The organism is Mycobacterium sp. VKM Ac-1816D (assembly GCF_000416385.1).
Lineage (GTDB): Bacteria > Actinomycetota > Actinomycetes > Mycobacteriales > Mycobacteriaceae > Mycobacterium > Mycobacterium neoaurum_A.
On sequence record NZ_AOHQ01000109.1, the window covers coordinates 37,504 to 62,717 of the forward strand.

A 25,214-nucleotide genomic window follows, 5' to 3' on the forward strand; every position below is an offset into this window, starting at 1 on the left:
CTAACTACCTTTTGCACCCAGAGGTTTGGAAGGTGCGCTCACCGGTAACGTAAGACCAGCGCGAACCAGAGTGGCCATCGACCATCGAGGGGGACGAAAACAATGTGCGGCATCGCCGGCGAGGTTGCTCGCGGCCGGTCGGCAGATCTCGGAGCCATTGCCCGAATGGCAGAAACCATGGTGCCGCGGGGCCCCGACAGCGGAGGTTTCTGGTCCCAGGGCGGTATCGCCCTCGGCCACCGCCGACTGGCGATCATCGACCTGTCCAGCCACGGCCAACAGCCGATGCACGACCCCGAACTCGGGCTCACGGTCGCCTTCAACGGGTGTATCTACAACTACCCGCAGCTGCGTCAGGAACTCCTGGGCAAGGGCTACCGATTCTTCTCCCACAGCGACACCGAGGTCGTGCTCAAGGGTTACCGCGAGTGGGGCGACAGGGTCGTCGACCACCTGTACGGCATGTTCGCCTTCGCGGTCACCGAGGTGGACAGCGGTCGGGTGCTGTTGGCCCGCGACCGGCTCGGCATCAAGCCGCTGTACTACACCGATACCCCCGACGCATTGCGGTTCGCTTCCTCGCTCCCGGCGCTACTGGCCGCCGGTGGGGTCGACACCTCGATCGATCCCGTTGCGCTGCACCACTATTTGAGCTTCCACTCGGTGGTTCCCGCCCCCCACACCATCGTGGCCGGTGTCAAGAAACTGCCGCCGGGCACCATCATGCGGATCGAGCCGGACGGCACCCGCACCCAACACACCTACTGGGAGCCTGTATTCGAGCGGTCGGCCGAGCGTTCGGCATGGTCGGACACCGAATGGGAAGAGGCCATCCTGGCCTCGCTGCGGACCGCCGTCGAGCGCCGGCTCGTCGCCGACGTGCCGGTCGGCTGCCTGCTGTCGGGCGGGTTGGACTCCAGCCTGATCGTCGGACTGTTGGCCGAGGCCGGCCAGCACGGCCTGGCCACCTTCTCCATCGGATTCGAGGCCGCCGGCGGTGAGGAGGGCGACGAGTTCAAGTACTCCGACATCATCGCCCGCCACTACGGCACCGACCACCACCAGATCCGCATCGACACCGCCCGCATGCTGCCCGCGCTGTCAGGAACCATCGCGGCGATGAGTGAGCCGATGATGAGCCACGATTGTGTGGCCTTCTACCTGCTCTCCCAAGAGGTCAGCAAGCATGTCAAGGTGGTGCAGTCCGGGCAGGGCGCCGACGAGATCTTCGCCGGCTACCACTGGTACCCGCCGATGGCCCACGCGCCCGACGGTGATCCGGGCGCCGCGCTGGCCAGCTATCGACAAGCCTTCTTCGACCGCGACCACAACGCACTGAACGCGTTACTGCAACCGAATTGGCGCCTCGACGACGATATCGCCGGCGATTTCGTCCACCGGCACTTCGCCTCACCCGGTGCGGCGACGGCCACCGATCGCGCGCTGCGCCTCGACACGACGGTGATGTTGGTCGACGACCCCGTCAAACGCGTGGACAACATGACCATGGCGTGGGGGCTGGAGGGGCGGGTGCCCTTCCTGGACCACGAACTGGTCGAACTCGCCGCGACCTGCCCGCCGCATCTCAAGACCGCCTACGAGGGCAAGGGCGTGCTGAAAGAGGCAGCCCGCAAGGTCATCCCGCACGAGGTGATCGACCGGCCCAAGGGCTACTTCCCGGTCCCGGCGCTCAAACACCTCGCCGGGCCCTATCTCGACCTCGTGCGCGATGCGCTGCACAGCGACGGCGCCAGGTCCCGCGGCCTGTTCGACAAGACCGAAGTGGACCGACTGCTGGCCGATCCGAACGGTTACCACACCCCGCTTCGGGGTAACCCCCTGTGGCAGCTCGGGCTGCTGGAACTCTGGCTGGCGCACCATGTGGATGGGGTAACGACGAGATGACCCCGGAGAAGGCGACTCCAGAGGGCGACGCCCCGCCGAAACAGGTCATCCAGGACCTCGGTTGGGGCCGACTGGTCTTCGGACAGACCTTCGACGATCCGGGTCAACTCGGCACCGCGCTGCGCGCCGAGGCCAGCGGTCGCCGCGATATCGGCATGTACCTCGAGGCGCCGCACGTGTTCGTGGCCCTCAACCCGCAAGAATTCTTCATCGACCCGAGCTTCACCTATCGCCTGGACCTCACCACGCCACTGGCCTACCGCCCCGAAGACCTGCCCGGCGTGACGGTGCGGCCGGTGCAGTCCATGGCGGACTGCGCCGCCATCAACGAGATCTATCTGCAGTGCCGAATGGTGCCCGCCGACGTCGACCTGATGTGGCACAACAGCCAGTCCGAAGAGCACATGATCTATCTGGTCGCGGTCGACGACCAGAGCGGATCGGTGGTGGGCACCGTCACCGGCATCGATCACGCTCAGTTGTTCGACGATCCGGAGAACGGCTCGAGCCTGTGGTGCCTGGCCGTCAGCCCGACGTTGTGTCGTCCAGGCGCCGGTGGGCTGCTGGTGCGCTCGCTGGTCGAGGAGTTCATCGCCCGCGGGCGAGCCCAGATGGACCTGTCGGTATTGCACGACAACGATGCGGCCATCGCCCTCTACGAGCGGATGGGCTTCCAGCGCGTTCCCGAACTCGGCGTCAAGCGCAAGAACGCGATCAACGAAAAGCTCTTCGCACCCACACAACCCGAGGAAGAGCTCGATCAACTCAATCCGTATGCGCGCATCATCGCCGACGAGGCCATCCTGCGCGGTATCGCCGTCCAGGTCCTCGATGCCCAGGGCGGGTACCTGCAGCTCACGCACGGGGGCACCACCGTCACCACGCGGGAGTCGCTCTCGGAGCTGACCAATGCGGTGGCGATGAGCCGGTGTGACGACAAGCGCATCGCACGCAAAGTGGTCGGCGAGGCCGGAATCGTTGTGCCCCAGGGTGTCACAGCCACCTTCGGGGAGGAGGATCATCGCTTCCTGGCCAAGGTCGGCTCGGTGGTGGTCAAACCAGCCCGCGGTGAGCAAGGCGCCGGTATCACCGTCGGGGTGACCCGCCACGACGAGCTGGACCGCGCGCTGCAGCTGGCGAGCAAGCATTGTCCCGACGTGCTGATCGAGGAACGTTGCGCCGGCGAGGATCTGCGCATCGTGGTGATCAACGGCAAGGTCATCGCGGCGGCGGTCCGCCGCCCGCCGGAAATCATCGGCACCGGCAAGCACACCGTGCGGTCGCTCATCGAAGCCCAGAGTCGGCGCCGGGCGGCGGCCACCCAGGGGGAGTCCCGCATCCCGCTGGACTCGGTGACCGAGGACACCGTGCGCGAAGCCGGCTGGGAGCTGGACGATGTGCTGCCCGCCAACGAGCGTCTGGTCGTGCGGCGCACCGCAAACCTGCACACCGGCGGCACGATCGTCGACGTCACCGATGACCTCAACCCGTTGCTGGCCAAGGTGGCGGTCGACGCCGCCGATGCCATCGGCATCCCGGTGACCGGTATCGACCTGATGGTCCCGTCGGTCGACGGCGAGGAGTACGTTTTCATCGAGGCCAATGAGCGTCCGGGCCTGGCCAACCACGAACCGCGCCCGACGGCGCAGGCTTTCGTGGATCTACTCTTTCCCCGGACCGCGGCGACACCCTGGGCGTGGCAGCCCGATCCTGTCGACCAGGGTTAGCGGTACGTCGGGGACGCCTGGACTGTTCGGGCGTCCCGTAATCAATGCTTGAGAAGGAGGCATGGTGTCCGAACGTGCGGTGATGCCGGAAGAGACCCGGGCGTGGATGATCGACACGCTGTTGGCAATGCTGCAGACGCCCAGTCCGTCGGGTCGCACCGACGCGGTCATGCAGTTGATCGGCGACACACTGAACGAGATCGGCGTGCCGTTCACCCTGACCCGCCGCGGTGCGTTGACGGCGGTGCTGCCCGGTGAATCCAGCACCACCGATCGTGCGGTGGTGGTGCATGCCGACACCATCGGCTGCATGGTGCGCGATCTGAAGGACAACGGCCGCCTGGAGCTGATCCCGGTGGGCACGTTCTCGGCCCGTTTCGCCACGGGCGCCCGGGTGCGGATCTTCACCGACGACGCCGACGAGTTCTTCACCGGAACGGTGATGCCGCTCAAGGCCTCCGGTCACGCGTTCGGCGACGAGATCGACACCCAGCCCACCGAATGGGAACACGTCGAGGTCCGCATCGATCGCAAGGTGACCAATCGGGCCGATCTGGAAAGGCTCGGCTTTCGGGTCGGCGACTTCGTCGCACTGATCGCGGCCCCCGAGCTGACCTCGGACGGCTATATCGTCTCCCGGCATCTGGACGGTAAGGCCGGTGTCGCGGTGGCACTCGCGCTCGCCAAGACCGTCGCCGAGCAGAAGATCGTGCTGCCGCACACGACGACGATCATGGTCACCATCACCGAAGAGGTCGGGCACGGCGCCAGCCATGGTCTGGATCCCGACGTCGCCGAACTGGTGTCGGTCGACAACGCGGTGTGTGCCCCCGGCCAGCATTCCATCGAGGACGGCGTGACCATCCCGATGGCCGATCTGCACGGACCGTTCGACTATCACCTGACGCGCAAGTTGTGCAGGCTGGCCGAGGAACAGCAGATCCCGCATGCGCGCGACGTCTTCCGCTACTACCGCTCCGATGCGGCCGCGGCGATCGAGGCCGGTGCCAACACCCGGGCCGCGTTGGTCGGTTTCGGCTTGGATGGCAGCCACGGCTGGGAGCGCACCCACATCGATTCCCTTGAGGGTGTCTACAACCTGCTGTTCGCCTGGTTGCAGACGCCGCTGACGTTCGCGAAATGGGATGCCAAACCGTCCGGCCAACTGCGCGACTTCCCGTCGTCGAAGCAGCCCGCACCCACCGAACAGTGGGTGCCGCTGTCCCGCGGCGACCACGCCGAACCGGGCGAATGGTCGGGCGAGCACTGGCCTCCCGCGGAAGGTCCCGCCGGCCAGCAGTGATGAATGGTTCAATCGAGTGGTGCTGAGCATCGAAGAGATCTCCGACCGTCTGGAAATACAGCAACTGCTCATCGCCTACTCCACCGCGATCGACTCGCGCCGGTTCGATGATCTCGACCAGGTGTTCACTGCCGACGCCTATATCGACTACCGGGCCATGGGTGGTGTCGACGGCCGCTACCCAGAGGTCAAGGCGTGGTTGTCGGAGGTGCTGCCGAACTTCCCGGCCTATGCGCACATGTTGGGCAACGTCGACGTGCGGATCGCCGGCGACACCGCGATCTCGCGCACGCTGTGCTTCAACCCGATGGTGTTGGGCGGGGAGGGCCAGGTGCTGTTCTGCGGGCTCTGGTACGACGACGAGTTCATCCGTACCGCCGAGGGCTGGCGGATGACCAAGCGCGTCGAGGAGAAGTGCTTCGACCGGGTTGTCTGAGTCGGCCCCGCCGACGCGTCGTCTGAATTTGGGCGTGCCCTGGCTGCTCTGGCAGAATGGGCCGCTGTCCGTTCGCGACCCGTTAGATGCGCCGCGCGGCGGTCACACACGTAAGGCAAAACCGGATCCCGGCATCCCGCCGGAGATCGCCGAATTGCAGCGTGGCAATGCACAGGAGTGATTCATGGCTGTCAAAATCAAGCTCACCCGTATGGGCAAGATCCGCAACCCCCAGTACCGCATCTCCGTCGCCGACGCGCGTAACCGCCGCGACGGCCGCTCGATCGAGGTCATCGGCCGTTACCACCCGAAGGAAGAGCCGAGCCTGATCGAGATCGACTCGGAGCGTGCGCAGTACTGGCTGGGCGTCGGCGCGCAGCCGACCGAGCCCGTCCTCGCGCTGCTGAAGATCACCGGTGACTGGCAGAAGTTCAAGGGCCTGCCGGGCGCCGAGGGCACCTTGAAGGTCAAGGAGCCCAAGCCTTCCAAGCTCGATCTGTTCAACGCCGCACTGGCCGCCGCCGATGACGCGCCGACCGGTCAGGCCGTGACCCAGAAGAAGAAGAAGGCCCCCAAGGCCGACGACGCTGCTGAGGCTCCTGCCGAAGAGGCCGCGGCCGAAGCTCCCGCCGCCGAATGAGTTCCGTCGTCGTCGACGCCGTAGAGCACCTGGTGCGCGGGATCGTCGACAATCCCGACGATGTCCGGGTGGACATGGTCACCAACCGTCGTGGTCGCACGGTCGAGGTGCATGTGCATCCCGACGACCTGGGCAAGGTCATCGGCCGCGGCGGGCGTACCGCCACCGCGCTGCGGACCCTGGTCGCCGGGATCGGCGGGCGCGGGATCCGTGTCGACGTGGTGGACACCGACCAGTAGCGTCATGGAGTTGGTCATCGGGCGGGTCGCCAAGGCACACGGTGTCACCGGCGAGGTCGTCGTGGAGATCCGTACCGACGACCCTGCGCAGCGGTTCGTCCCCGGTGCGCAGTTGCGCGGTCGCGCGGCCCGGGGCGGTCCGGAGCGAAGCTTTGTCATAGAGACGGTGCGCGAGCACGCCGGTCGACTGCTGATGCGGTTGACCGGCGTGTCCGACCGTAATGCGGCCGACGCGTTGCGCGGCACGCTGTTCCTCGTCGACACCGAGCAGCTGCCACCCATCGATGATCCCGACGAGTTCTACGATCACCAGCTCGAGGGGCTGGCCGTGCGCACCGTCGACGGCACGGTGATCGGCACCGTTGCCGAGGTGTTGCACACCGCGGCGGGGGAGCTGTTGTCGATCAAGACCCCGGAGGGCCGTGAGGTGCTGGTCCCGTTCGTCAGCGCCATCGTCACCGCCGTGTCGTTGGCCGACGGCACCGTGGATATCGATCCGCCCGACGGCCTGCTCGATATGGATTGATATGCGGCTGGACGTCGTCACGATCTTCCCCGCCTATCTCAATCCGTTGCACGAAGCCTTGCCCGGCAAGGCAATACAGGCCGGCATCGTCGAGCTCGGGGTACATGACCTGCGACGCTGGACCCACGATGTGCACAGGTCGGTCGACGATTCGCCCTATGGCGGTGGTCCCGGCATGGTGATGAAGGCGCCGGTGTGGGGAGCGGCGCTGGACGAAATCTGCACGCCTGAAACGCTGTTGGTGGTGCCCACCCCTGCCGGACGGCCGTTCACGCAGAGCACCGCGCAACGGTGGAGCGCCGAGCAACATCTGGTGTTCGCGTGCGGGCGCTACGAGGGTATCGATCAGCGGGTGGCCGATGATGCCGCCCGGCGGATGCGGGTCGAAGAGGTGTCGATCGGCGACTATGTGCTCGCCGGCGGCGAATCGGCCGCATTGGTGATGATCGAGGCCGTGGTTCGGCTGATTCCGGAAGTGCTCGGTAATCCCGAGTCGCATCAACAGGATTCGCATTCCGATGGACTGCTCGAGGGGCCCAGCTACACCCGGCCGCCGGTCTGGCGTGAGCTGGAGGTTCCGCCTGTCCTGCTGTCCGGCGACCACGCGAAGATCGCGGCCTGGCGCCACGCCCAGTCGGTGCAACGCACCAGGGAACGCAGACCCGACCTTCTCGACTGATCCGCGGCCGGCGGTGCGCCGCAACCGGTGGCCCGGCCGGTAAGAGGGACAGCCGAACTCGCTTCCCACATGTTCTTGTCGGTGCCGACCGACGGGCAGGAAAGCAGAGCTGAGAAAGCTGAGAGTTCTCTCAACATAGGTTAGGCATACCTATTGTGTTCTCCGTACAGTGCAGCTAACGTTCCGACGCGTCTAGCTGACGCCGCTGTCAAAAAAGGAGAATTCGTGCCAATGTCTCTACCTGCCGACTCATCGGAGCGCAGTTTCGGCTCCCCGAACGAGTCGGCATCGGCTCCCCGTCCTGGCAAACTTTTTGCAGCCAGTGTGGCAATGGCAACCGCAGGTGCCCTGGTCGCTGCCCCGGTGGTGACGGCACCGACAGCGCTGGCGGCCAGCACCCAGGCCCGTCACCAGGCCGTCGAGCTCGCAGCCTTCGAGAACCCGTTCGTGGTGCTGCAGAGCGCATTACAAGCCACCGGCAATAACCTGAACACTCTCGGCGGCAATATCAACACCCAGTGGACCACGCTCGGTGCGACCCTGGGCACACCGGCCGTCCAGGCTGAACTGGCCGATACGGTCCGCAACGTCTTCAACCCCGGTCGCACCATCGGCGCGACCATCGCGGCCCCCGGGAAGTACGGCCCGCGCATCCTGGAAGGCGCAAGCGACATCGGCAGCGCGGCCTTCAACGCGCTGGCAGCACTGGTGGTCAGTCGCCCGTCCTTCGACACCGCCGGCCGACCGATCCTGGATCCGGAGACCGGTGAGCAGGTCATCCGTCCGGCGGTGCTTCCGCTGGTCGCGGGCCTGCTGGCCCAGGGCAAGGTCGTCGAGGCCTTCGGTGAACTGAACTACTGGTTCCTGGTGGACGGGCTGGTGCACCTGCGTGCCGCGTCGCTGGACCTGCTGCGCATCCCTGGCGACTTCCTCGACGATCTGGGCCTGGGCACCCTCGGCCGGATTCTCGGCACGTCGTGGATGACCACGGTCAGGCCCGACGGCGAGCTCGATGGCCCCGGCCTGTTGTCGCGCGGTGTGATCGGCAACTTCGGCAGGGCGATGCTGGCGCCCGCGGTGACGGCGACATTCCAGACCGTCGAGATCGTCCAGGCCACGATGTCGGCGGTGACGAGCGGCAACCTGGTGGATGCTCTCAGTCATCTGGTCAACGCGCCGGTGAAGATCATGAGTGCCTTCGTCAACGGTTACGTGCCGGGCTTCCTCGGCGGTGACGATCCCATCTGGGAGCCGGGCAGCGGTCAGACCTTCCCGGGTCTGCTCTCCCCGCAGGGCACCTTCGACTTCTTCTTCGCGCAGCTGCCGCAGCAGATCGCCCGTGCCCTCAACTTCCCCCGGCCCGAACCGCTGCCCGAGGCGGCGGCAGTGCAGGAAACCGATCCAGCCGCCGGGTTGGTGCTGCAGACGGGTCTGCGGTCCGATGCCGAGGGTCAGTCGCCCGAATCCGCCGAAGCGGCGACCGATCCTGTTGCGGGCGAGCCGGTTTCGGGGGAGTCGACCATCGTCGACGAGGTCACCGACAGCATCGAGGTCGTTGATGAGGTGACCGATGTGACCGACGGCGATGCCGCCGATCTCACCGATGCCGACGGCGGCGCGCAGGCCGGCGACCTGACCGATGGCCTGAAGGACGACGAGGGTTCCGAGGATTCCAAGGACGACCTGAAGAACGAGCTCAAGGACGACCTGAAGAACGAGAAGGACGCCAACGACGCGAACGAGTCCACGGACGCGAAGGACTCCAGCGAGTCCAAGGGTGCCAAGGACTCCAGCGAGTCCAAGGGTGCCAAGGACTCCAGCGACTCCGATCGTGGCGACACCAAGTCGAGCGGATCCGGATCCGACAGCGGAGAGTGACCTCTGACGACATGAGATGAGGGGCCTGTCCTGAAGGCCCCATCCGTGGGGGTGACCGAAAGGTCATCCCCACGGCTCGTCTCGCCCCTAGAGGTGCCCGCCGGGGAAGATCGTGCGGACGGCATCGGTGATGGTTTCGCGCGCCGCGTCGTCGCCGGTGGCCTGCATTGAGCTGATGGCCATCACGAACCGGCGATCGGGGCCGATGACACCGGTGGACAGGTGCATCCAATCGGCGCCGACACAGCACATCCAGCCCTGCTTGACCGCGACCGGTTCGCCGGGGATCCCCTCCGGGATGCCGAAGCGCTGCGGATAGACCCCACCGGGCACCATGCCGTCGGGTGCGGTCGGGGTGGACTGCGACAGGTTGGCGATGATGATGCTCGCCCGCTCCGGCGGAAGCCCGCCCGTGCCGGCGAGCAGCTTGTCGTAATAGCGGACCAGGTCGGTCACCGTGCTCGTCGTGTTGAACCACCGCCCGTTGCCCGGCGCGCTGGTCATCGACAGGCCATACCGCGCGACGACGCGATCGATGATGTCGGTGCCCCCGCTGCGATTCCAGAACACCTCGGCGGCACTGTCATCGGAGGATCGCAACATCACGTCGAGCATCACACGGTCCTCGGGGCTGAGTTCTGCCCGCCCCTCGGACTCCTGGAGCAGCAGATCGTCGGCGATGAACAGTTTCACCACCGAGGCGATCGCGACGGGGTCCGGAGCCCCGTTGGTCACCATCTGGCCGGTATCGCGGTCCAGGATCGCGACCGTCAGGTCGGCGCCGGCCGCGGCGGCATCGGCGCTGGCCTTGTTGACCCGGGCCTGCAGCCCGTCGAAGGTTGCGGCGGGCTGATCGGGTGGAGCTTGGGGGAGCGGTGCCGCCGTCGCCAGTGGGGCGATCACGGTGAGCTGAGGCGCCTCGGGTGATACCGCAGGTGCGCCATACCCCTTGGCCTCGCACCCGGCCACCAGAGCCGTCGTACACGCCGCTGCAAAGACCAGGTGGAAAGCGGTCACCGGCCGCGGCATGGAGTCCTCCAGGTACTCGAGTGGATGGGGATCGCCGGCCACGATGGCTCAGGCATGTCATCTACCCCGGTGACCAGTAGCCTAATCACCGTCGAACACGGCTGCAGCCCGGGCCGACCGGTGTGCGATTTCGCCTGCCGCGCCTCGTCTGGCACAATTGAGCAGTTGCCTGCGCAGGGTCAGTCCCTGCTGCCTGGCACATCCAGTCAGATCCGCCCGAATACGTCGGCTCGGCTGCGCGAACGTTGCGCCGCCCGCGAAGAGCCGCCCACAGCAAGGAAGAGTCACCGATGAACACGCTTGACTTCGTCGACCAGGCGTCGCTGCGCGACGACATCCCGGTATTCGGCCCCGGCGACACCGTCAACGTGCACGTCAAGGTCATCGAGGGTTCCAAGGAACGTATCCAGGTCTTCAAGGGTGTCGTGATCCGGCGCCAGGGCGGCGGCGCCCGCGAGACCTTCACCGTGCGCAAGGAAAGCTATGGCGTCGGCGTCGAGCGCACCTTCCCGGTGCACTCGCCCAACATCGACCACATCGATGTCGCCACCCGTGGTGACGTCCGTCGCGCCAAGCTGTACTACCTGCGCGAGCTGCGTGGCAAGAAGGCCAAGATCAAGGAAAAGCGCTGACGCTGGCCGGTCAGGTCATGACGACACGCCCGCCGGTCCGGCTGCTTTCAGCCATGCTGGCTACCCTGATGCCGTGACCGACGACGCCGAGGAAACCGCCAATCCGGAATCGGGTACCGATACCGACGGCGACGAGCAGCGCAAGCCGAAGAAGGGCGGCGCCTTGCGTGAGGGCGCCATCCTGGTCACCATCGCACTTGTCCTTTATTACGTGATGCTGACCTTCGTGGCCCGTCCGTACCTGATCCCCTCGGAGTCCATGGAGCCCACGCTGCACGGCTGCCCGGGTTGCGTCGGTGACCGCATCATGGTCGACAAGCTCACCTTCCGGTTCACCGAGCCCGAGCCGGGCGATGTCGTCGTCTTCAAGGGTCCGCCGAACTGGAACATCGGCTACAAGTCGATCCGGTCGGACAACACCGCGATCCGCTGGATGCAGAATGCGCTCTCGTTCATCGGCTTCGTACCCCCCGACGAGAACGACCTGGTCAAGCGGGTGATCGCGGTTGGCGGTCAGACCGTGCAGTGCCGCGCGGCCACCGGTCTCACGGTGGACGGCAAGAAACTGGACGAGCCCTATCTGGACCCCACCACGATGAACGCCGACCCGGCGGTCTACCCGTGCCTCGGCAACGAGTTCGGGCCGGTCACTGTGCCCGAGGGCAAATTGTGGGTGATGGGTGACAACCGCACTCATTCGGCGGACTCACGCTCCCGTTGTGCGAACCTGCCGCAGGACGCGCAGCGTGGGCTGATCTGCACCGGTGATCCGGAGGCGGGTACGGTCCCGGTCGCCAACGTCATCGGTAAGGCCCGGTTCATCGCGTGGCCGCCGGGCCGGTGGGGCGGCGTGGACAGCGTGAACCCGCAGGCCGACTAGGAGCCGGTGCTGTGCCGGCGAGTTGGCCGCCCCGAGCCGTGATCCGCAGATCCGGCCTGCGCACCCTGGAATCGGCGCTCTACCGCAGTGGACTGGGCCCGGTGGCCGGCGTCGACGAGGTAGGCCGCGGCGCATGCGCCGGTCCGCTGGTGGTCGCAGCCTGCATTCTGGGACCCAATAAGTTCAAAAGCCTTGCTGCCCTTGATGACTCGAAGAAACTCACCGAAGCCGAGCGGGAACGCCTCTTCCCGCTGATCCGTCGTTACGCGCTGGCCTATCACGTGGTTTTCATACCGTCGGTCGAGGTCGACAGGCGCGGGGTGCACCACGCCAACATCGAGGGCATGCGGCGTGCGGTGGCAGGGTTGCCGCTGCGCCCGGGCTATGTGCTCTCCGACGGCTTTCGTGTCCCCGGGCTGCCGATGCCCTCCCTGCCGGTGATCGGCGGCGATGCGGCGGCCGCCTGCATCGCCGCGGCCAGCGTGCTTGCCAAGGTCAGTCGGGACCGGCTGATGGTCGCGATGGACCGCGAACACCCTGGCTACGGCTTCGCCGAACACAAGGGCTACAGCACACCGGTACACACCGCCGCGCTGGAGACGCTCGGGCCGTGCGCCGAACACCGGTACTCGTTTGCGAACGTCCGGCGAGTCGCGGGCGCGGGAGCGGCGGCGCGCAGCTTTGATGGTGACGCCGGGTGGGGAATGATGGATGCCAACCTAGACGAAGGACAGCAGAGCAGATGAGTGCCGAGGATCTCGAGAAGTACGAAACCGAGATGGAGCTCTCGCTGTACCGCGAGTACAAGGACATCGTCGGGCAGTTCAGCTACGTGGTGGAGACCGAACGACGCTTCTACCTCGCCAACAGCGTCGAGATGGTGCCCCGCAACGCCGACGGCGAGGTCTACTTCGAGCTACGGCTCGCCGACGCCTGGGTGTGGGACATGTATCGCCCGGCGCGCTTCGTCAAGCAGGTCCGGGTCATCACCTTCAAAGATGTCAACATCGAAGAGGTCGAGAAGCCCGAGCTGCGCCTACCCGACTGACTCTCGGGAATATGCGTCCGGCTGCTCGGGTATGTAGTCGGTATGGACAAAACAGCCATCGACGCGATGAACCAGGCCGTCATCGAGGAGTTCCGCACCACCGGCGGCCAGGCGGGCGGGGTTTTCACCGGTAAGCCGTTGATCCTCCTGCACCACATCGGTGCGAAATCGGGCACCGAGCGCATCGCGCCGCTGGTACCTCTCATCGACGACGGCAAGGTCTACATCTTCGCCAGCAAGGGCGGCGCGGACACCGATCCGGACTGGTATCGAAACCTGATGGCTCACCCGCAGGTCACGGTCGAATGCGGCACCGAGACCTACCAGGCCTCGGCACGGGTCCTCGAAGGCGCCGAGCGTGACGAGGTGTACGCCAAACAGGTTGCGCTCCAACCGCAGTTCGGGGAGTACCAGCGCAAGACCGACCGGGTGATCCCGGTGGTGGAGCTGGTGCGGTCCTAACCGCGTAGGTGCGCGTCGAAGAAGGTGAACACCCGCTTCCACGCGTCCTCGGCGACGGCTTCGTTGTAGCCGAAGCCGGTCACCCGCAACAGTGCCTGGGCGGGCAGTTGATTGGCGAAGCTGTGGCCAGCGTCCGGATAGACCTTGATATCGGCGTCGATCTGCTCGGCTCCGACCGCCTTGTTCAGAGCGGCAGGCGCACCGCGGCCCAGCGGATCCTTGGCGCCGAAGCTCGCCACGATGGGACAGGCACCGCGCAGTGTGTCCGCCAGATTCTTCGGTAGCGGTGTCCCGTAGAACGGTGCCGCCGCGCCGAAGCCCTTGGGCGACAGGATCAGCGCGAACTGCCCACCCATGCAGAATCCCGCGATCCCTATCGTGCCGGTGCAGTCGGTTCGCGCGACCAGATAGCGCCGGGCGGCCAGGATGTCGTCGATGGCCGGACCCTGTTTGGTCAGCGCTGCCCGCATCACCGTGGTGATGCAGCGGGCACGGCCGCCGCGGGCGTACAGGTTGGGGGTGATGGCCAGGTAACCGGCGGCCGCGACTCGTTCGGAGACGGCCTCCTTGTCGGGACGGTAGCCGATGGCGTCGTGCACGATCACCACGCCGGGCCACGGTCCGGCACCCGCGGGGATGCCGATCAGTGCGTCGATGGGGCCCTCGGGGGTGTCCAGGGTGATGGTGCTCATCACCCAAACCTAGAGGCCGTAATGTCGCTTGTCGTGTCTGACTGTGTTGACCTGGCACCGGAGGTCGTCGTCGCGTTGCAGCGGATGCGTCAGCGCGACGACGTGCCACTGCGCTGTAACAAGGGCCCCATCCGAGCGGCCGTCGCGGCCGCGGTGCACGCGCTGGCCGCCGACGAACTCGGTGCCAGGGTGCGGCCGTGGGATCTGTCCGCATTGCGGCGGGCGGCGGCCGGCCTGGGTCCGATCGACGGTGCGACGGTGCTCTTCGTCGATGACGGTGTCCTGGTCGCCGAGCTACGCCCGGACGGCCGACGGATCGCCCTGCGCGGTGTCGACGACAGCTGGCGCCTCGTCCGTTTCCTGGCGGCATCCGAGCACCCCGCTGCGGTTCGGTTGTCCACCGAGAGCCGCCGCGAGATCACGTTGGATCGGCTCTCGGTCGAGGGTGTCCTGGCGGCGCTGGGCATCGACAAGCCCGAGGACGTCGAACTGGACGTCGAATCCGCGAAACTCGCTCACGGTGAAACCGAGACCCGCTACCGCTATCTGTTCACCCACCAGGGCCGTTCGGTGCTGGCCGAAGAGGTCACCTGCGCATTCGACGCCGCCGACCCGAGCTCCTGCCGGGTGCGAGGTGTGGTGATCGACAATGGTCGTGGCGCGCTGCTCACCGGTAGCCGGGACCGGGCCGTGCTGATCCGGGGTTGATAGCTTGACCGGATGACTGGCGTGGCGCACGGACCTCTGGCCGGGGTGCGCATCATCGAGATATCGAGTTTCGTGGCGGTGCCGCTGGCGGGTATGACGCTGGCGCAGCTGGGCGCGGAGGTGATCCGGGTCGATCCCGTCGGTGGTGCCGCCGACTACCGGCGCTGGCCCGTCACCGAGGCCGGCGACAGCATCTACTGGGCCGGACTGAACAAGGGCAAGCAGTCCGTTGCGGTCGACATGCGCTCGGTCGAAGGCAGGCAGATCGTCCGCAGGTTGATCGCCGACGCCGGCGTCCTCATCACCAACGTCGCTGGGCGGCAATGGCATTCCTATGACGAGTTGGTTTCCCTGCGTCCCGACCTCATCCACGTCGAGATCTCCGGTCGTGCCGACGGAGGAACCGGTGTCGACTACACGGTCAATGCCGCGGTCGGATTCCCGCTGGTCACCGGGCCCGTCGAGTGCGACGCCCCGGTCAATCACGTGCTGCCGGCTTGGGATGTGTCCTGTGGGCTGTACACCGCGCTGGCAGTGGTGTCGGCGCTGCGGGCACGCGATATCGGCGCAGGCGGTCAGCGCATCACGATACCGCTGGAGAACGTGGCGCTCGCCACGGCGGGCAATCTCGGCTTCCTCACCGAGGTGTTGCTCGGGGCGGGAGAACGCCCTCGCCTCGGGAACTCCCTGTACGGCCAGTACGGTCAGAACTTCACCAGCGGCGACGGCGCCGTATTCATGGTTGTCGCGTTGACCGGCAGGCACTTTCGGGATCTCGCCGACGTCACGGGGACCACCGCGGCGGTCGATGCGCTCGGCGCGGCGTTGGGGGCGGACTTCACCGACGAGGGGCAGCGTTACCGGCATCGTGACGCCCTGACCGGTCTGTTCACCCTGTGGTTCGCCCAGCACAGCGCCGCGGAGGTCACCGCCGCCCTGACACCCACCTCGGTGCTCTGGGAGCGTTACCGTAGCTTCTCCGAGGTCGCCGCCGACCCGCGCGTCACCGACAATCCACTGTTCACCAGCATGGATCAGCCCCGGATCGGCCGGTATCTGGCTCCGGGGCTGCCCATCGCCACCGACGGCAGTTATCCACCGGCGGTACCCGCACCGGCGCTCGGTGACCACACGGCACAGGTGCTCGCGACTCTGGGTCTTTCCGGCACAGAGATCGAGGCACTGGTCGGGTCGGGAGTCGTCGCGTGAGCATACTGACCGACCTGCTGACCGTGCGGCAGACCGGGGTCGACAGCTGGCACGGGTCTGGTGCGGGCCCCGCGGGCAAGCGATCCTTCGGCGGGTTGTTCGCCGCGCAGAGCCTGGCGGCGGCGATCGCCACGGTGCCCGCCGAGAAACGGGTGACCAACATGCACCTGCAGTTCCTGCGCGGCGGGGAGGCCGGTGACGGCGCCGATTACCGCGTCGAGCGGGTCTACGACGGCAGGACGGCCGCGGCGCGCCGGGTCGAGTGCCGTCAGCACGACCGCCTGCTCAACACGGCGACGGTGTCGTTCTCGGCCGAGATGGCCGGGCCTGAGCACGGCACGCACCCGATGCCCACGCATCCGGACGCGTTGGACCGTGACCGATCCCTGGGCCCGGCACCATCGGTGCCGCTGGACGAATTCGAGATCCGGGTCGACGATCAGGGCGACGGACCGGACTTCGTGCGGCGTTTCTGGTGGCGCACCACGGTTGCATTGCCCGCAGATCCGGTGCTGCACACCCTGGTCGCGGTCTACATCACCGACCTCTACGGCGTCGACCCGATCTTCGCCGTGCACGGGCATTCGATGCGCGACCGCACCTACCGCGGTGGCACGACCGACACGTCGATGTGGTTTCACCGGCCCGTCGTGGCCGATCAGTGGAATCTGCTGGAATCCCGGTCCCCGGCGGCGGCCCGGGGGCGCGGCGTCGTCACCGCATCGCTGGTCCGCGCCGACGGCGCCCTCGCCGCCACGATGGTCCAGGAGGGGCTGGCCGCCAACCGCTGACGCAACCGGCGGATCGCCTGGGCCACCCCGACGCCGACCGCCAGTGCGGCCAGCACACCCGCCAACCGGTGCTCACCGAACAGTGGGTAGACCTGGAAATGCGTCAGATAGATGTAGAGCGAGGCATCGGCCAGCACCGCGAGCACGCCCGCGGCCGGTATCGGGCAACGCAGTGACGGCAACCAGATCAGCAATGCCAGACCGCCGAGAACCAACGCCTCCCGGACCGAGTCGTCGAAGTACCCGTACACACCCACGGCGGTCACCGCGGTGACCGCGGCACGTTGCCACCCCGAGGTCGCCTTCGAGACCGCCCACCCGACGGCGAAGAACCAGAAGGCGGCCATGCTGAACCAGGCGGCCTCCCCGGTCACCAGATAGCGCAGGATCAGCCCGGCGACCAGGAACACCGCGGCGAAGCCGAAGCCGTGCGCTCGTTCGATCCGGTCGACCACCGGTAGCGCCAGCGCCAGCGTCAGCAGCACCAGGACCCAGACGAGCACTTCGATGAACCACAACCGGCCCGCGGTCATGCTGTCGAATGGTCCGAGAATCTTGTTGGCCAGCAACAGATTCGTCCAACCATAGTCGTCGCTGAACGACATGGTGATCGCGATCCACAGGATGGTCGGTACGGCGATCCAGCCGATCGTGTTGCGAAGCTGGCGGATCCGCTCCGTGCGGGGGACCCCGGTCAGGCAGAACCGCCCGAAGTTGTAGCCGGCGACACCGAGCAGGATGTGCGCACCACCCCACATCTCGAACAGTTCGGCATGTGATCCGACGATGAGCACGATCGCCACGGCGCGCAGCGCCACGCTGGTATCCATGGTGGCCGTCCACCGGCGGCGCCGCGGTTGCAGCGCTTCCAGTTCGGCCAGCGACAGCTGGGCCCATTGCCGGGGGAGCCTGCCCAGCGCGCGTTCGATGCGCACCGACATGGACACGTAGGTCAGCGAGTTGCCGCCGAGGTCGACGAAACTGGCGTGGGGATCGATGCCTGCGGGGTCGAGGTGAAGGACGTCGGCGAAAATGGCGCGCAACGGGGTGGCGGCGGCGGTCTGCTCGGTGCGCAGCGCCTGCACCGCCGGATAGTCCGGCTTGCCCGAGGACAGCATGGGCAACCGCTCGACCGCGACGACGTCGACCGACCCGGCGGGCAGACCCGTGATTCCGGTGACCGCGCTGCGCACCACCGATGTCGGGGCGGTCGTCGCGACGACCAGAGCCTCGTCGCGGACGGCACACAGCGCGGGAAGCTCACGTTCGCGCAACGCGGCCTCGACCCGTTGTAGGTCGATGCGCAGGCCGAACAGTTTGGCGATGCGATTGGCCCGGCCGACGACCTCGAAGAGACCGTCGGGACCGACACGCGCCAGGTCGCCGGTGCGCAATTCGGTGATGACGCGGCCGGTCGCCAGGTCGGCGCGGTCGTGGGCGTAGCCCATCATCACATTGGGTCCGGTGTAGACGAGCTCACCGATGCGACCCTGGTCGCCGTCGGCGATATCTCCGTCGATGCGCAGATGTCCGCCGGGAATCGCGCGCCCGATCGCCTCGGGGCGCTCGGCGGCGAATTCAGGTGGCAGATAGGCCATTCGGGCGGTGGCCTCGGTGGCGCCGTACATGACGAACAGTTGCCATCCGTTTCGGCGACCGAGCTCGGCGAAGGCGCGCACCCGCCGCGGTGCCAGTGCGCCGCCGGCCTGGGTGACGTAACGCAGGTGCGGCAGCTCCATCGAGTCGAATCCGATGCGGTCCAACAGGTCGAAGGTGTAGGGCACCCCGGCGAACGTCGTGGCCCGATGGGCACGGAACACATCCCAGAACTGTTCGTCGATCACCGACAGCTCGGTCAGCAGCAGGGCCGCACCGCGCAGCAGATGGCTGTGCGCGACCGACAGTCCATAGCAGTAGGACATCGGTAACGTCGTTGCCGCACAATCGGTATCGCGAATGTCGAGGTACTCGGCGATGGAACGGGCATTGGCGATGAGGTTCTCGGCCGACAATCTGACCAGCTTGGGTGAGCCGGTGCTGCCCGAGGTGGACATCAACAGCGCCAGCTCGGGATGCAGCTCACGCTCGGGCGCCCGGCGGGGGTGTGCGCCGAGCGCGTCGATGACGATATCTGGGGCGTAGGTGTCCAGCAGGTCGGTGTGGTCTCCGCCGGGTGGCACCGGCAGCACGACGTGTCCCGCGGCGAGCGCGCCGAGGTACCAGGTGAGCGTGTCGATATCGTTGCGGGTCTCCAGCAGCACGAGCTTGCGGGGACCACCGAGTTCGGTGGCTGCGGCGTCGACGAGACCGGCAAGTGCCCGATAACTGACCGTGGTCTCTGCGGTGTGCACTGCCGGGCGCTCACCGTGACGACGCAGATGGGCGATCAGATCTCTCATGGCAGCATCAGGGCGGTACCCAGGACCGTGAGGCGGACCTTGGTGTCCACCGCGGGCGGGTCGATGCTGTGCTGGCGCACCGTGATCGGAGCGGTCTCGCCGATATCGACGGTGAGCAGTACGTCGTGGCCGAGGAATTCGGTGGCCAGCACCGTGCCGATACCGGGTTCGGGGTGCGGTCCGGCATCGGCGATCGTGGCGGCCACCAATTGCTCCGGACGCAGCAAGACGGTGCCCGAGCGTGCGGCCGGTGTCCCCGACAGCGGTATCCGACCGAGCGCACAGTCGGCCGCTCCATCACGGACGGTCGCCTGCAGGAAAATGCAGTCGCCGAGGAACTCGGCGGTGAACCGATCGGCCGGGGCGCGATAGACCTGTTGTGGCGTGCCGACCCCGGTGAACCGGCCGGCCCTCATGACGGCGACCTGATCGGCCACCGACAACGCCTCGCCCTGGTCGTGTGTGACCAGCAGGGTGGTGATCCCGGCCTCGGTGAGGACCTTGGTGACCGCACGCCGGGTGGCGGCCCGCAGTCCGGTGTCGAGCGCCGAGAACGGCTCGTCGAGCAGCATCAGGGCCGGCTTGCGGGCCAGGGCACGGGCCAGGGCGACGCGCTGCTGCTGACCGCCGGACAGTTCATGGGGCCGGCGCTGCGCGAAAGTCGGCTCCAGTGAGACGGTTTCGAGTAGTTCGGCGACCCTCGACCGAACCTCGGCGCGGCGGGGTGAGCCGTCCAACCCGTAGGCGATGTTCGCTCCGACCGTCAGATGCGGAAAGAGCGCGCCGTCCTGGGCGACGTAACCGACCGAACGGCGATGCGGGGCAACACAGGACTGGGCCGAGGCCACCCGGCGTCCGGCGATGTCGATGGTGCCGGAGTCGGGTTTCTCGAATCCGGCGACCAGGCGCAGCAGGGTGGTCTTACCGCACCCGGAGGCACCGACGACGGCCGTGATGCTGCCGGTGGGCAGCATCAGGTTCACCTGGTCGAGAACCGGTGTGCCGGTGAAGGATTTGGACAGATCGTGCACGGCCAGCGTATCGGTCATGAATGCGTCACCTCGCGGAAGAGTGCCACCGTCACCGGGATGGAGAGCGCCACCAAGACCAGGGCGTACGGGGCGGCGGCGGCATAGTCGAGCTCACTGGACAACGACCAGAACCGCATGGCCAGCGTGCGGGTACCGGTGGGCGCGAGCAGCAGGGTCGCGGTCAGTTCGGTGGCCACCGCCACGAACACCAGCGCCGCCCCCGCGCCGGCCGCCGGGGCGATCAGCCGCAATGTCACCCGCAAGAAACTGCGGGTAGGCGACAGTCCCAGCGACCGCGAAGCCTCCTCGAGCCCCGGCGGAATCTGGGCCAGCCCGGCGCGCAGGCTGACCAGCGCGCGCGGCAGGAACATCAGAACGTACGCGCCGAGCACGAGGGACACCGTCTGGTACAGCGGGGGAGCGAAGCGGATCGCGACGGTGACCAACGCCAGCGCGGTGACGATTCCGGGCATGGAGCTGGTGACGAAGTTCGCGCCCTCCACTGCCCGGGACAGTGCGCCGCGATACCGCACCGCGAGCCATGCGAACGGGAACGCCGCCAGGGTGGTCAACACCGCGGCCACCGCCGCCAGCACTGCCGTCTGCCCCATGGCCTGGGTCAGGTCGACGGCATCCCACACCGCCACCCCTCCGATCCACAACCAGCGCAGCAGCGTGTAGACCGGGACGCCCAGCGCCAACAGCGCGACGATCGTCAGCCCGGCCAGTGTGGGAATGGTCCACCCGCCCAACCGGATCGGAGTCATCACCCGCGGGGCACCCGAGCCCACCCGCGCGAAGCGGGCATGGCCGCGCAGTACGGCTTCGGTGGCCAGCAGCACCAGGCACAGCACCACCAGGACACCGGCCAGGGTTGCCCCGGCCGCACCGTCGAAAGTTGCCTGGAACTGTTCGAAGATGGCGGTGGTGAAGGTCGAGAAGCGCAGCATCGCGAAGGCGCCGTACTCGGCGAGCAGATGCACGCCGATGAGCAGTCCGCCGCCCAGAATGGCCAGCCGCAGCTGCGGCAGCACCACCCGGACGAATACGCCGACCGTTCCCGACCCGAGTGCGCGCGCGGACTCCTCGATGGCCGGGTCCAGCCGCCGCAGCGTCGCCGCCGCGGGCAGGAACACGAACGGGAAATAGGAGAGCGTGGCGACCAGCACGCCTGCCCCGAAGCCGTGCAGGGTCGGCCACACGCTGACCCAGGCGTAGCTGTTGATGAAGGCGGGAACCGCCAGCGGTGCGACCAGCAGCGGTCGCCACAGCGCGGCGCCGGGCACATCCGTGCGCTCCACGAGCCAGGCCGCACCGACACCGAGCACGACGCACAGCGGCACCGTCACCACGACCAGTCCGACGGTGTTGAGCAGCAGCTCACCGACCCGGGGCCGCACCACGAGCTCGTAGATGCGATCCGGTCCGGTGCTGATGACCGCCCACACCACATACCCCAGCGGGATGAAGGTGGCGGCCACCAGCACGCCGATGGCGCCGGTGAGTGCCGGGCCGGGGCGTGCGGCGGGTCGCGGTCCGGGAGTCGGGCGGTCGGTGTGCGTGGAAACCACCTAGAGCAGGCCAGCCTTGGTCATCAGGTCCGTCACCTTGGCCGCGTCGAGGGTGGACGGATCCACCGCAGGCGCCTGCAGGGTGTCCAGCGGGGGCAGCGCCGGGTTGGCGGGCACGCCGCTGGCGACCGGGTACTCGAACGAGGTGCCCTTCTCCAGCACCTCCTGGCCGGTCTTGGAGGTGATGAACTTCAGGAACTGCTGGGCCTGGTCCTTCTTCTTGCTGGACTCGAGCACGCCGCCGCCGGAGATGCTGATGAAGGCGCCCGGATCCTCGTTGCGGAAGTAGTGCAGCGCGGTGTTACCGCTGATTTCCTTGGTCTTCGCCTGGTCGCGGAACCAGTAGTAGTGGTAGATGATCCCGCCGTCGATCTCCCCGTCGTTCACCGCGCGCAGTGTGGCGATGTTGTCCTGCAGCAGGGTCGCATCGGATTTCATCGCCGACAGCCAGGCCGAGGTGGCCTGTTCGCCGGTGAGCTGCAACATGGCCGCGATGATGGCCTGGAAGTCGGGCTTGGCCGGGGGAGCGCCCCAGCGGCCCTTCCACTCGGGCTTCTGCAGATCCATGATCGACCGCGGCAGCTGCCCCAGTTGCACCTTGCTGGTGTTGTAGACGAACACCGTCGAGCGCGCGGCCACACCGGTCCACTTGTTCGTCGAGGGCCGGTACTGGGCCGGAACCTGTTCGACGGTGGCGGGGTCGACGTCGGCGAACAGCCCGGCGTCTTCGACGGCGGCCATCGCCGGTGAGTTCTCGGTGAGGAATACGTCGGCCGGGGAGGAGTCATCCTCGGCGATCAACTGGTTGCCCAGCTCGGTGTCACCGCCCTGGCGGTAGGTGACCTTGATACCGGTCTCCTTGGTGAAGGCGTCGATCCACTCCTTGGTGAGCGACTCGTGTTGCGCGTTGTAGATGAGCAGTTCATCGCTTTGATCGCTGGACGAACACGCGGTCGCCGCCGATACGACAGCCAGGACGGACAGCAGTGCCATCACCCGTCGGAAGTGGATACCCATGAGGCAATCCTTACATCCTTACCTAGGTAAGGTTTGCCTTCCCCCACTATTCACAGGCAGCGCAACGGGAAGGCATCTCGCTCGGCCCGCAATAACGCCTCCGGATCATCGAACACCGACTGCGGATCGACCCACTGGATGGACTGACTGTCGCCCAGCCGACGGAAGTACAGGCACCGGCCCGGGCCTGCTGTGCGATCTCTGGCCAGCCGCGGCGGCAGCGGCAGCCGGTGGAGACCGCCGCCGATAGGGGCGGCGCCGGCCTGTCGGGCGCTGTCGAACCTGAGGTAACGCAGCGCGACCGGTCGCTGTTCGCGTGTGCACCGCGACGAGATCATGCGCACGGACAGCTCACCGGCGAGCACGCACCGGTACAGGGCCTCGTCGAACTCGACCCCGTGCAGGTGGAATCTTCCGGTGCCGTCGGACCATTCGATCGCCGGGCGACCGGTATCGCAGTGCACGACATCGGTGTCGGCACTCTGGTAGCGAGTGGTCGGCATCGGCACCAGGAGCACTTCACCGTGGATCGGCAGGATCCAGCCGAGGCCGAGGTGGACCGCGCGACGCATGGGCTCGCAGTGGCGGGCCCAACGGCGCGCCGAGACGATGGTGTTCGGTGGCAGCCACTCGGCTTCGGGCATGGTCGCCACGAAGTGGTTGTAGAGAGTGTCGCGCTCGTCACGCAGCCGCACCGTGCCCGGGGCGTCCTCGATATCGCGGTTGCCGGACCACCGGTGCATCCGGCGCCAGCGAGGATCCGGGCCGATGACCGAGGCGATACGCAGCGCGCGATCCAGGGCCGCAACGATGGTGTAACCCGTTCGGTGGCCGACATCGTGGGTGACACAGAATTGCGACACCAGCGCGATGGCGGCGTCGTCATCAAACGACCCGGTGGGCGCGGTGATATCGGACCGGAGCACACGGGTGGGGTTGGACATGGGCGTGACGCTAGCGATGGGGTCCGACATGTCCATTTCGCGACAACCGGGTGCGCGGGCACGGTCGATCACGCAGGATCGAGGCATGAAACAGATTGCCACGCTCGCGCTCGCCGGCCTCGCCGCGTCCGTCATCTCCGTCTCGGCCGCCCCCGCAGCGCAGGCCGCTCCGCCATGCTCGGCGAGCAATCTGGCGACCGTGGCCAGCGGCGTGCTGGCGCAGGCCGGTGGCTATCTGGACACGCACCCGTCGGCCAACGATGTGTTGACCGCGGCGGCCAATCAGCCGACCAATGAGGCCGAACAGTCGATCCGCGGTTACTTCCTCACCCACCCGGGTGAGTTCCTGGATCTCCAGAACATCGCCAGACCGCTGATCGATCTGCGCCGCTCCTGCGGGGTGGCGGTCTCACCCGGTCAACTGGCGGCACTCATCGACGCCCTGAGCTGACGAGCCGGGTACGGACGGCTCAGAGCCGTCCGTACCGGCTGCGCACGAAACTGTAGGCGCCGTAGGCTGCGATCCCCACGGCCGCGATGATCAGCAGGAACTTGCCGAACGGCGCCTGACCCAGAGTCTTGACCGCGGCGTCCAGACCGGAGGCCTTCGCGGGGTCCGCCTGCAGGGTGGCGACGATGACGAGGATCCCGGCACCGGCGAGTACAAGCCCCTTGGCGGTGTACCCGGCAATGCCGACCGCGGTGATACCCGTGCCGCCGGAGACGCGCAGATCCTTGAAGAACTTCTTCGACACGCCCTTGTAGACGTGGTACACGCCGACACCGAGAACCCCGAGCCCGATCACGATCAACACGGCCCTACCCCAACCGGACTGCATCAGCTGTGCCGACATACCCGAGTTCTGCTGGCCGCTGGATTTACCGCCTCCGGTGGCGAAACGCAATGCGGAGAACGCAATTGCGATGTTCGCGACCGCAAGGCCGACCGATTTGGCACGTTTCCAGGCCGGCGAGTCGTCGTCTCCGGATCGTTCGGTCGGCTTGGATCCGACCACGGCTTCGGCCAGGTGCCACAGCCCGAGGGCGAACAATCCCAGCGCCGCGATCCACAGCATGACCTGACCGCCGGTCTGGCCGGCCAGGGTGGCCAGCGCACCGGATTGATCGGCGTTGCCGCCGCTGCCGAGCGCGAGCCGCAGGATGATGTATCCGAGCAGCAGATGTAGCACGCCGCTGGCCGCGAAGCCGGCGCGGGCGCCGTACTGGAATGCGTCGCTGTCGGTGGCCCGGTCCACCGCGCCGTGGACCGGGCTCGCGCTCGTCTTCATGGTGTCTCCCCGTACCGCCGATTGACGTCTTCGATGGGCCCGGGTACCCCCTTTTTGACGCGCGCGAAACCGTCAACCGAAGATGAGGCCGCCGGTCGTGGTGGTGGCGCGGGTGTAGCGGTCTTGGACGTCGGCCCAGTTGACGACGTTCCAGAAGGCCTTGACGTAGTCGGCCTTGA

General features: G+C 67.2%; 26 protein-coding genes and 1 pseudogene. 18 read left to right on the top strand and 9 right to left on the bottom strand.

Annotated features, from left to right (window positions below; genetic code table 11):
- Positions 1-102: 102 nt before the first annotated feature.
- From G154_RS02880 to G154_RS02920, 9 genes are all read left to right on the top strand, one after another.
- Positions 103-1,905: an N-acetylglutaminylglutamine amidotransferase gene (locus G154_RS02880; protein ID WP_019511312.1), complete on the top strand. Its 1,803-nt coding sequence runs from the start codon at positions 103-105 to the stop codon at positions 1,903-1,905.
- Positions 1,902-3,632, top strand: coding sequence for an N-acetylglutaminylglutamine synthetase (gene ngg, locus G154_RS02885; RefSeq protein WP_019511313.1), 1,731 nt, complete (start codon positions 1,902-1,904; stop codon positions 3,630-3,632). Before G154_RS02880 ends, ngg begins: the two co-directional genes overlap by 4 nt.
- Positions 3,633-3,714: 82 nt before the next feature.
- The gene (locus G154_RS02890; RefSeq protein WP_110807403.1) at positions 3,715-4,935 is read left to right on the top strand and encodes an osmoprotectant NAGGN system M42 family peptidase; all 1,221 of its coding nucleotides are present in this window, start codon (positions 3,715-3,717) and stop codon (positions 4,933-4,935) included.
- 19 nt (positions 4,936-4,954) lie between these two features.
- Positions 4,955-5,371, top strand: a complete 417-nt coding sequence (locus tag G154_RS02895; protein ID WP_023985585.1) for a nuclear transport factor 2 family protein — start codon at positions 4,955-4,957, stop codon at positions 5,369-5,371.
- A 184-nt stretch (positions 5,372-5,555) separates the two neighbouring features.
- On the top strand, positions 5,556-6,011 hold the full coding sequence (rpsP, locus tag G154_RS02900) for a 30S ribosomal protein S16 (protein WP_019511316.1): 456 nt from the start codon (positions 5,556-5,558) through the stop codon (positions 6,009-6,011).
- Positions 6,008-6,250, top strand: coding sequence for an RNA-binding protein (locus tag G154_RS02905; protein WP_003928628.1), 243 nt, complete (start codon positions 6,008-6,010; stop codon positions 6,248-6,250). Before rpsP ends, G154_RS02905 begins: the two co-directional genes overlap by 4 nt.
- Positions 6,251-6,254: 4 nt before the next feature.
- Complete coding sequence (gene rimM, locus G154_RS02910; protein ID WP_019511317.1) at positions 6,255-6,776, top strand: ribosome maturation factor RimM; 522 nt, start codon at positions 6,255-6,257, stop codon at positions 6,774-6,776.
- Between the two features lies 1 nt (position 6,777).
- Positions 6,778-7,455: a tRNA (guanosine(37)-N1)-methyltransferase TrmD gene (trmD, locus tag G154_RS02915; RefSeq protein WP_019511318.1), complete on the top strand. Its 678-nt coding sequence runs from the start codon at positions 6,778-6,780 to the stop codon at positions 7,453-7,455.
- Positions 7,456-7,785: 330 nt separating this feature from the next.
- Positions 7,786-9,333 carry a hypothetical protein gene (locus G154_RS02920; RefSeq protein ID WP_019511319.1) on the top strand — a complete coding sequence of 516 codons (1,548 nt, stop codon included), beginning with the start codon at positions 7,786-7,788 and terminating at the stop codon, positions 9,331-9,333.
- Between the two features lie 87 nt (positions 9,334-9,420).
- Here G154_RS02920 and G154_RS02925 read toward each other — a convergent pair whose 3' ends face one another.
- The gene (locus tag G154_RS02925) at positions 9,421-10,362 is read right to left on the bottom strand and encodes an LppW family protein (RefSeq protein WP_023985586.1); all 942 of its coding nucleotides are present in this window, start codon (positions 10,360-10,362) and stop codon (positions 9,421-9,423) included.
- Positions 10,363-10,652: 290 nt separating this feature from the next.
- On the opposite strand from G154_RS02925, the gene rplS reads away from it, so the two are divergent.
- The 5 genes from rplS to G154_RS02950 all read left to right on the top strand — a co-directional run bounded on the left by rplS (position 10,653) and on the right by G154_RS02950 (position 13,384).
- On the top strand, positions 10,653-10,994 hold the full coding sequence (rplS, locus tag G154_RS02930; protein ID WP_019511321.1) for a 50S ribosomal protein L19: 342 nt from the start codon (positions 10,653-10,655) through the stop codon (positions 10,992-10,994).
- A gap of 73 nt (positions 10,995-11,067) precedes the next feature.
- A complete protein-coding gene (lepB, locus tag G154_RS02935; RefSeq protein WP_019511322.1) occupies positions 11,068-11,874 on the top strand; it encodes a signal peptidase I in 807 nt (268 codons plus the stop codon).
- Between the two features lie 11 nt (positions 11,875-11,885).
- Positions 11,886-12,620: a ribonuclease HII gene (locus tag G154_RS02940; protein WP_023985587.1), complete on the top strand. Its 735-nt coding sequence runs from the start codon at positions 11,886-11,888 to the stop codon at positions 12,618-12,620.
- On the top strand, positions 12,617-12,922 hold the full coding sequence (locus G154_RS02945) for a DUF2469 domain-containing protein (RefSeq protein ID WP_019511324.1): 306 nt from the start codon (positions 12,617-12,619) through the stop codon (positions 12,920-12,922). Before G154_RS02940 ends, G154_RS02945 begins: the two co-directional genes overlap by 4 nt.
- Positions 12,923-12,964: 42 nt before the next feature.
- A complete protein-coding gene (locus G154_RS02950) occupies positions 12,965-13,384 on the top strand; it encodes a nitroreductase family deazaflavin-dependent oxidoreductase (protein WP_019511325.1) in 420 nt (139 codons plus the stop codon).
- Here the strand turns inward: G154_RS02950 and G154_RS02955 are convergent.
- Positions 13,381-14,076, bottom strand: coding sequence for a dienelactone hydrolase family protein (locus G154_RS02955; protein ID WP_019511326.1), 696 nt, complete (start codon positions 14,074-14,076; stop codon positions 13,381-13,383). The two genes, G154_RS02950 and G154_RS02955, sit on opposite strands and share 4 nt — an antisense overlap.
- A gap of 33 nt (positions 14,077-14,109) precedes the next feature.
- Here G154_RS02955 and G154_RS02960 point away from each other — a divergent pair, with 33 nt between their 5' ends.
- The 3 genes from G154_RS02960 to G154_RS25810 are packed head-to-tail and all read left to right on the top strand — an operon-like array spanning position 14,110 to position 16,784.
- Positions 14,110-14,784 (top strand): hypothetical protein, encoded by a 675-nt coding sequence (locus G154_RS02960; protein WP_131701359.1) that lies wholly within the window; start codon positions 14,110-14,112, stop codon positions 14,782-14,784.
- Positions 14,785-14,796: 12 nt separating this feature from the next.
- Complete coding sequence (locus G154_RS02965) at positions 14,797-15,993, top strand: CoA transferase (protein ID WP_023985588.1); 1,197 nt, start codon at positions 14,797-14,799, stop codon at positions 15,991-15,993.
- A complete protein-coding gene (locus G154_RS25810; RefSeq protein ID WP_031601438.1) occupies positions 15,990-16,784 on the top strand; it encodes an acyl-CoA thioesterase II in 795 nt (264 codons plus the stop codon). The genes G154_RS02965 and G154_RS25810 overlap by 4 nt, the downstream gene beginning before the upstream one ends.
- Here G154_RS25810 and G154_RS02970 read toward each other — a convergent pair.
- From G154_RS02970 to G154_RS02990, 5 genes and pseudogenes are all read right to left on the bottom strand, one after another.
- Positions 16,775-19,183 (bottom strand): annotated as a pseudogene (locus tag G154_RS02970) (AMP-binding protein); the annotation flags it as partial. The gene G154_RS25810 and the pseudogene G154_RS02970 sit on opposite strands and share 10 nt — an antisense overlap.
- Positions 19,180-20,232 (bottom strand): ABC transporter ATP-binding protein, encoded by a 1,053-nt coding sequence (locus tag G154_RS02975; RefSeq protein ID WP_019511329.1) that lies wholly within the window; start codon positions 20,230-20,232, stop codon positions 19,180-19,182. The gene G154_RS02975 and the pseudogene G154_RS02970, both read right to left, overlap by 4 nt.
- Positions 20,229-21,785 (bottom strand): iron ABC transporter permease, encoded by a 1,557-nt coding sequence (locus G154_RS02980; RefSeq protein WP_019511330.1) that lies wholly within the window; start codon positions 21,783-21,785, stop codon positions 20,229-20,231. Before G154_RS02980 ends, G154_RS02975 begins: the two co-directional genes overlap by 4 nt.
- Complete coding sequence (locus tag G154_RS02985) at positions 21,786-22,802, bottom strand: iron ABC transporter substrate-binding protein (RefSeq protein WP_023985589.1); 1,017 nt, start codon at positions 22,800-22,802, stop codon at positions 21,786-21,788.
- A gap of 50 nt (positions 22,803-22,852) precedes the next feature.
- Complete coding sequence (locus G154_RS02990; RefSeq protein ID WP_131701360.1) at positions 22,853-23,746, bottom strand: hypothetical protein; 894 nt, start codon at positions 23,744-23,746, stop codon at positions 22,853-22,855.
- 85 nt (positions 23,747-23,831) lie between these two features.
- On the opposite strand from G154_RS02990, the gene G154_RS02995 reads away from it, so the two are divergent.
- Positions 23,832-24,197 carry a heme-binding protein gene (locus G154_RS02995; protein WP_019511333.1) on the top strand — a complete coding sequence of 122 codons (366 nt, stop codon included), beginning with the start codon at positions 23,832-23,834 and terminating at the stop codon, positions 24,195-24,197.
- A 19-nt stretch (positions 24,198-24,216) separates the two neighbouring features.
- Here the strand turns inward: G154_RS02995 and G154_RS03000 are convergent, their stop codons facing one another.
- Both G154_RS03000 and G154_RS26300 read right to left on the bottom strand, forming a co-directional pair.
- A complete protein-coding gene (locus G154_RS03000) occupies positions 24,217-25,035 on the bottom strand; it encodes a DUF1206 domain-containing protein (protein ID WP_019511334.1) in 819 nt (272 codons plus the stop codon).
- 72 nt (positions 25,036-25,107) lie between these two features.
- On the bottom strand, positions 25,108-25,214 hold a 107-nt coding region (locus tag G154_RS26300; RefSeq protein ID WP_286140600.1), incomplete at its 5' end, for a Fe-Mn family superoxide dismutase.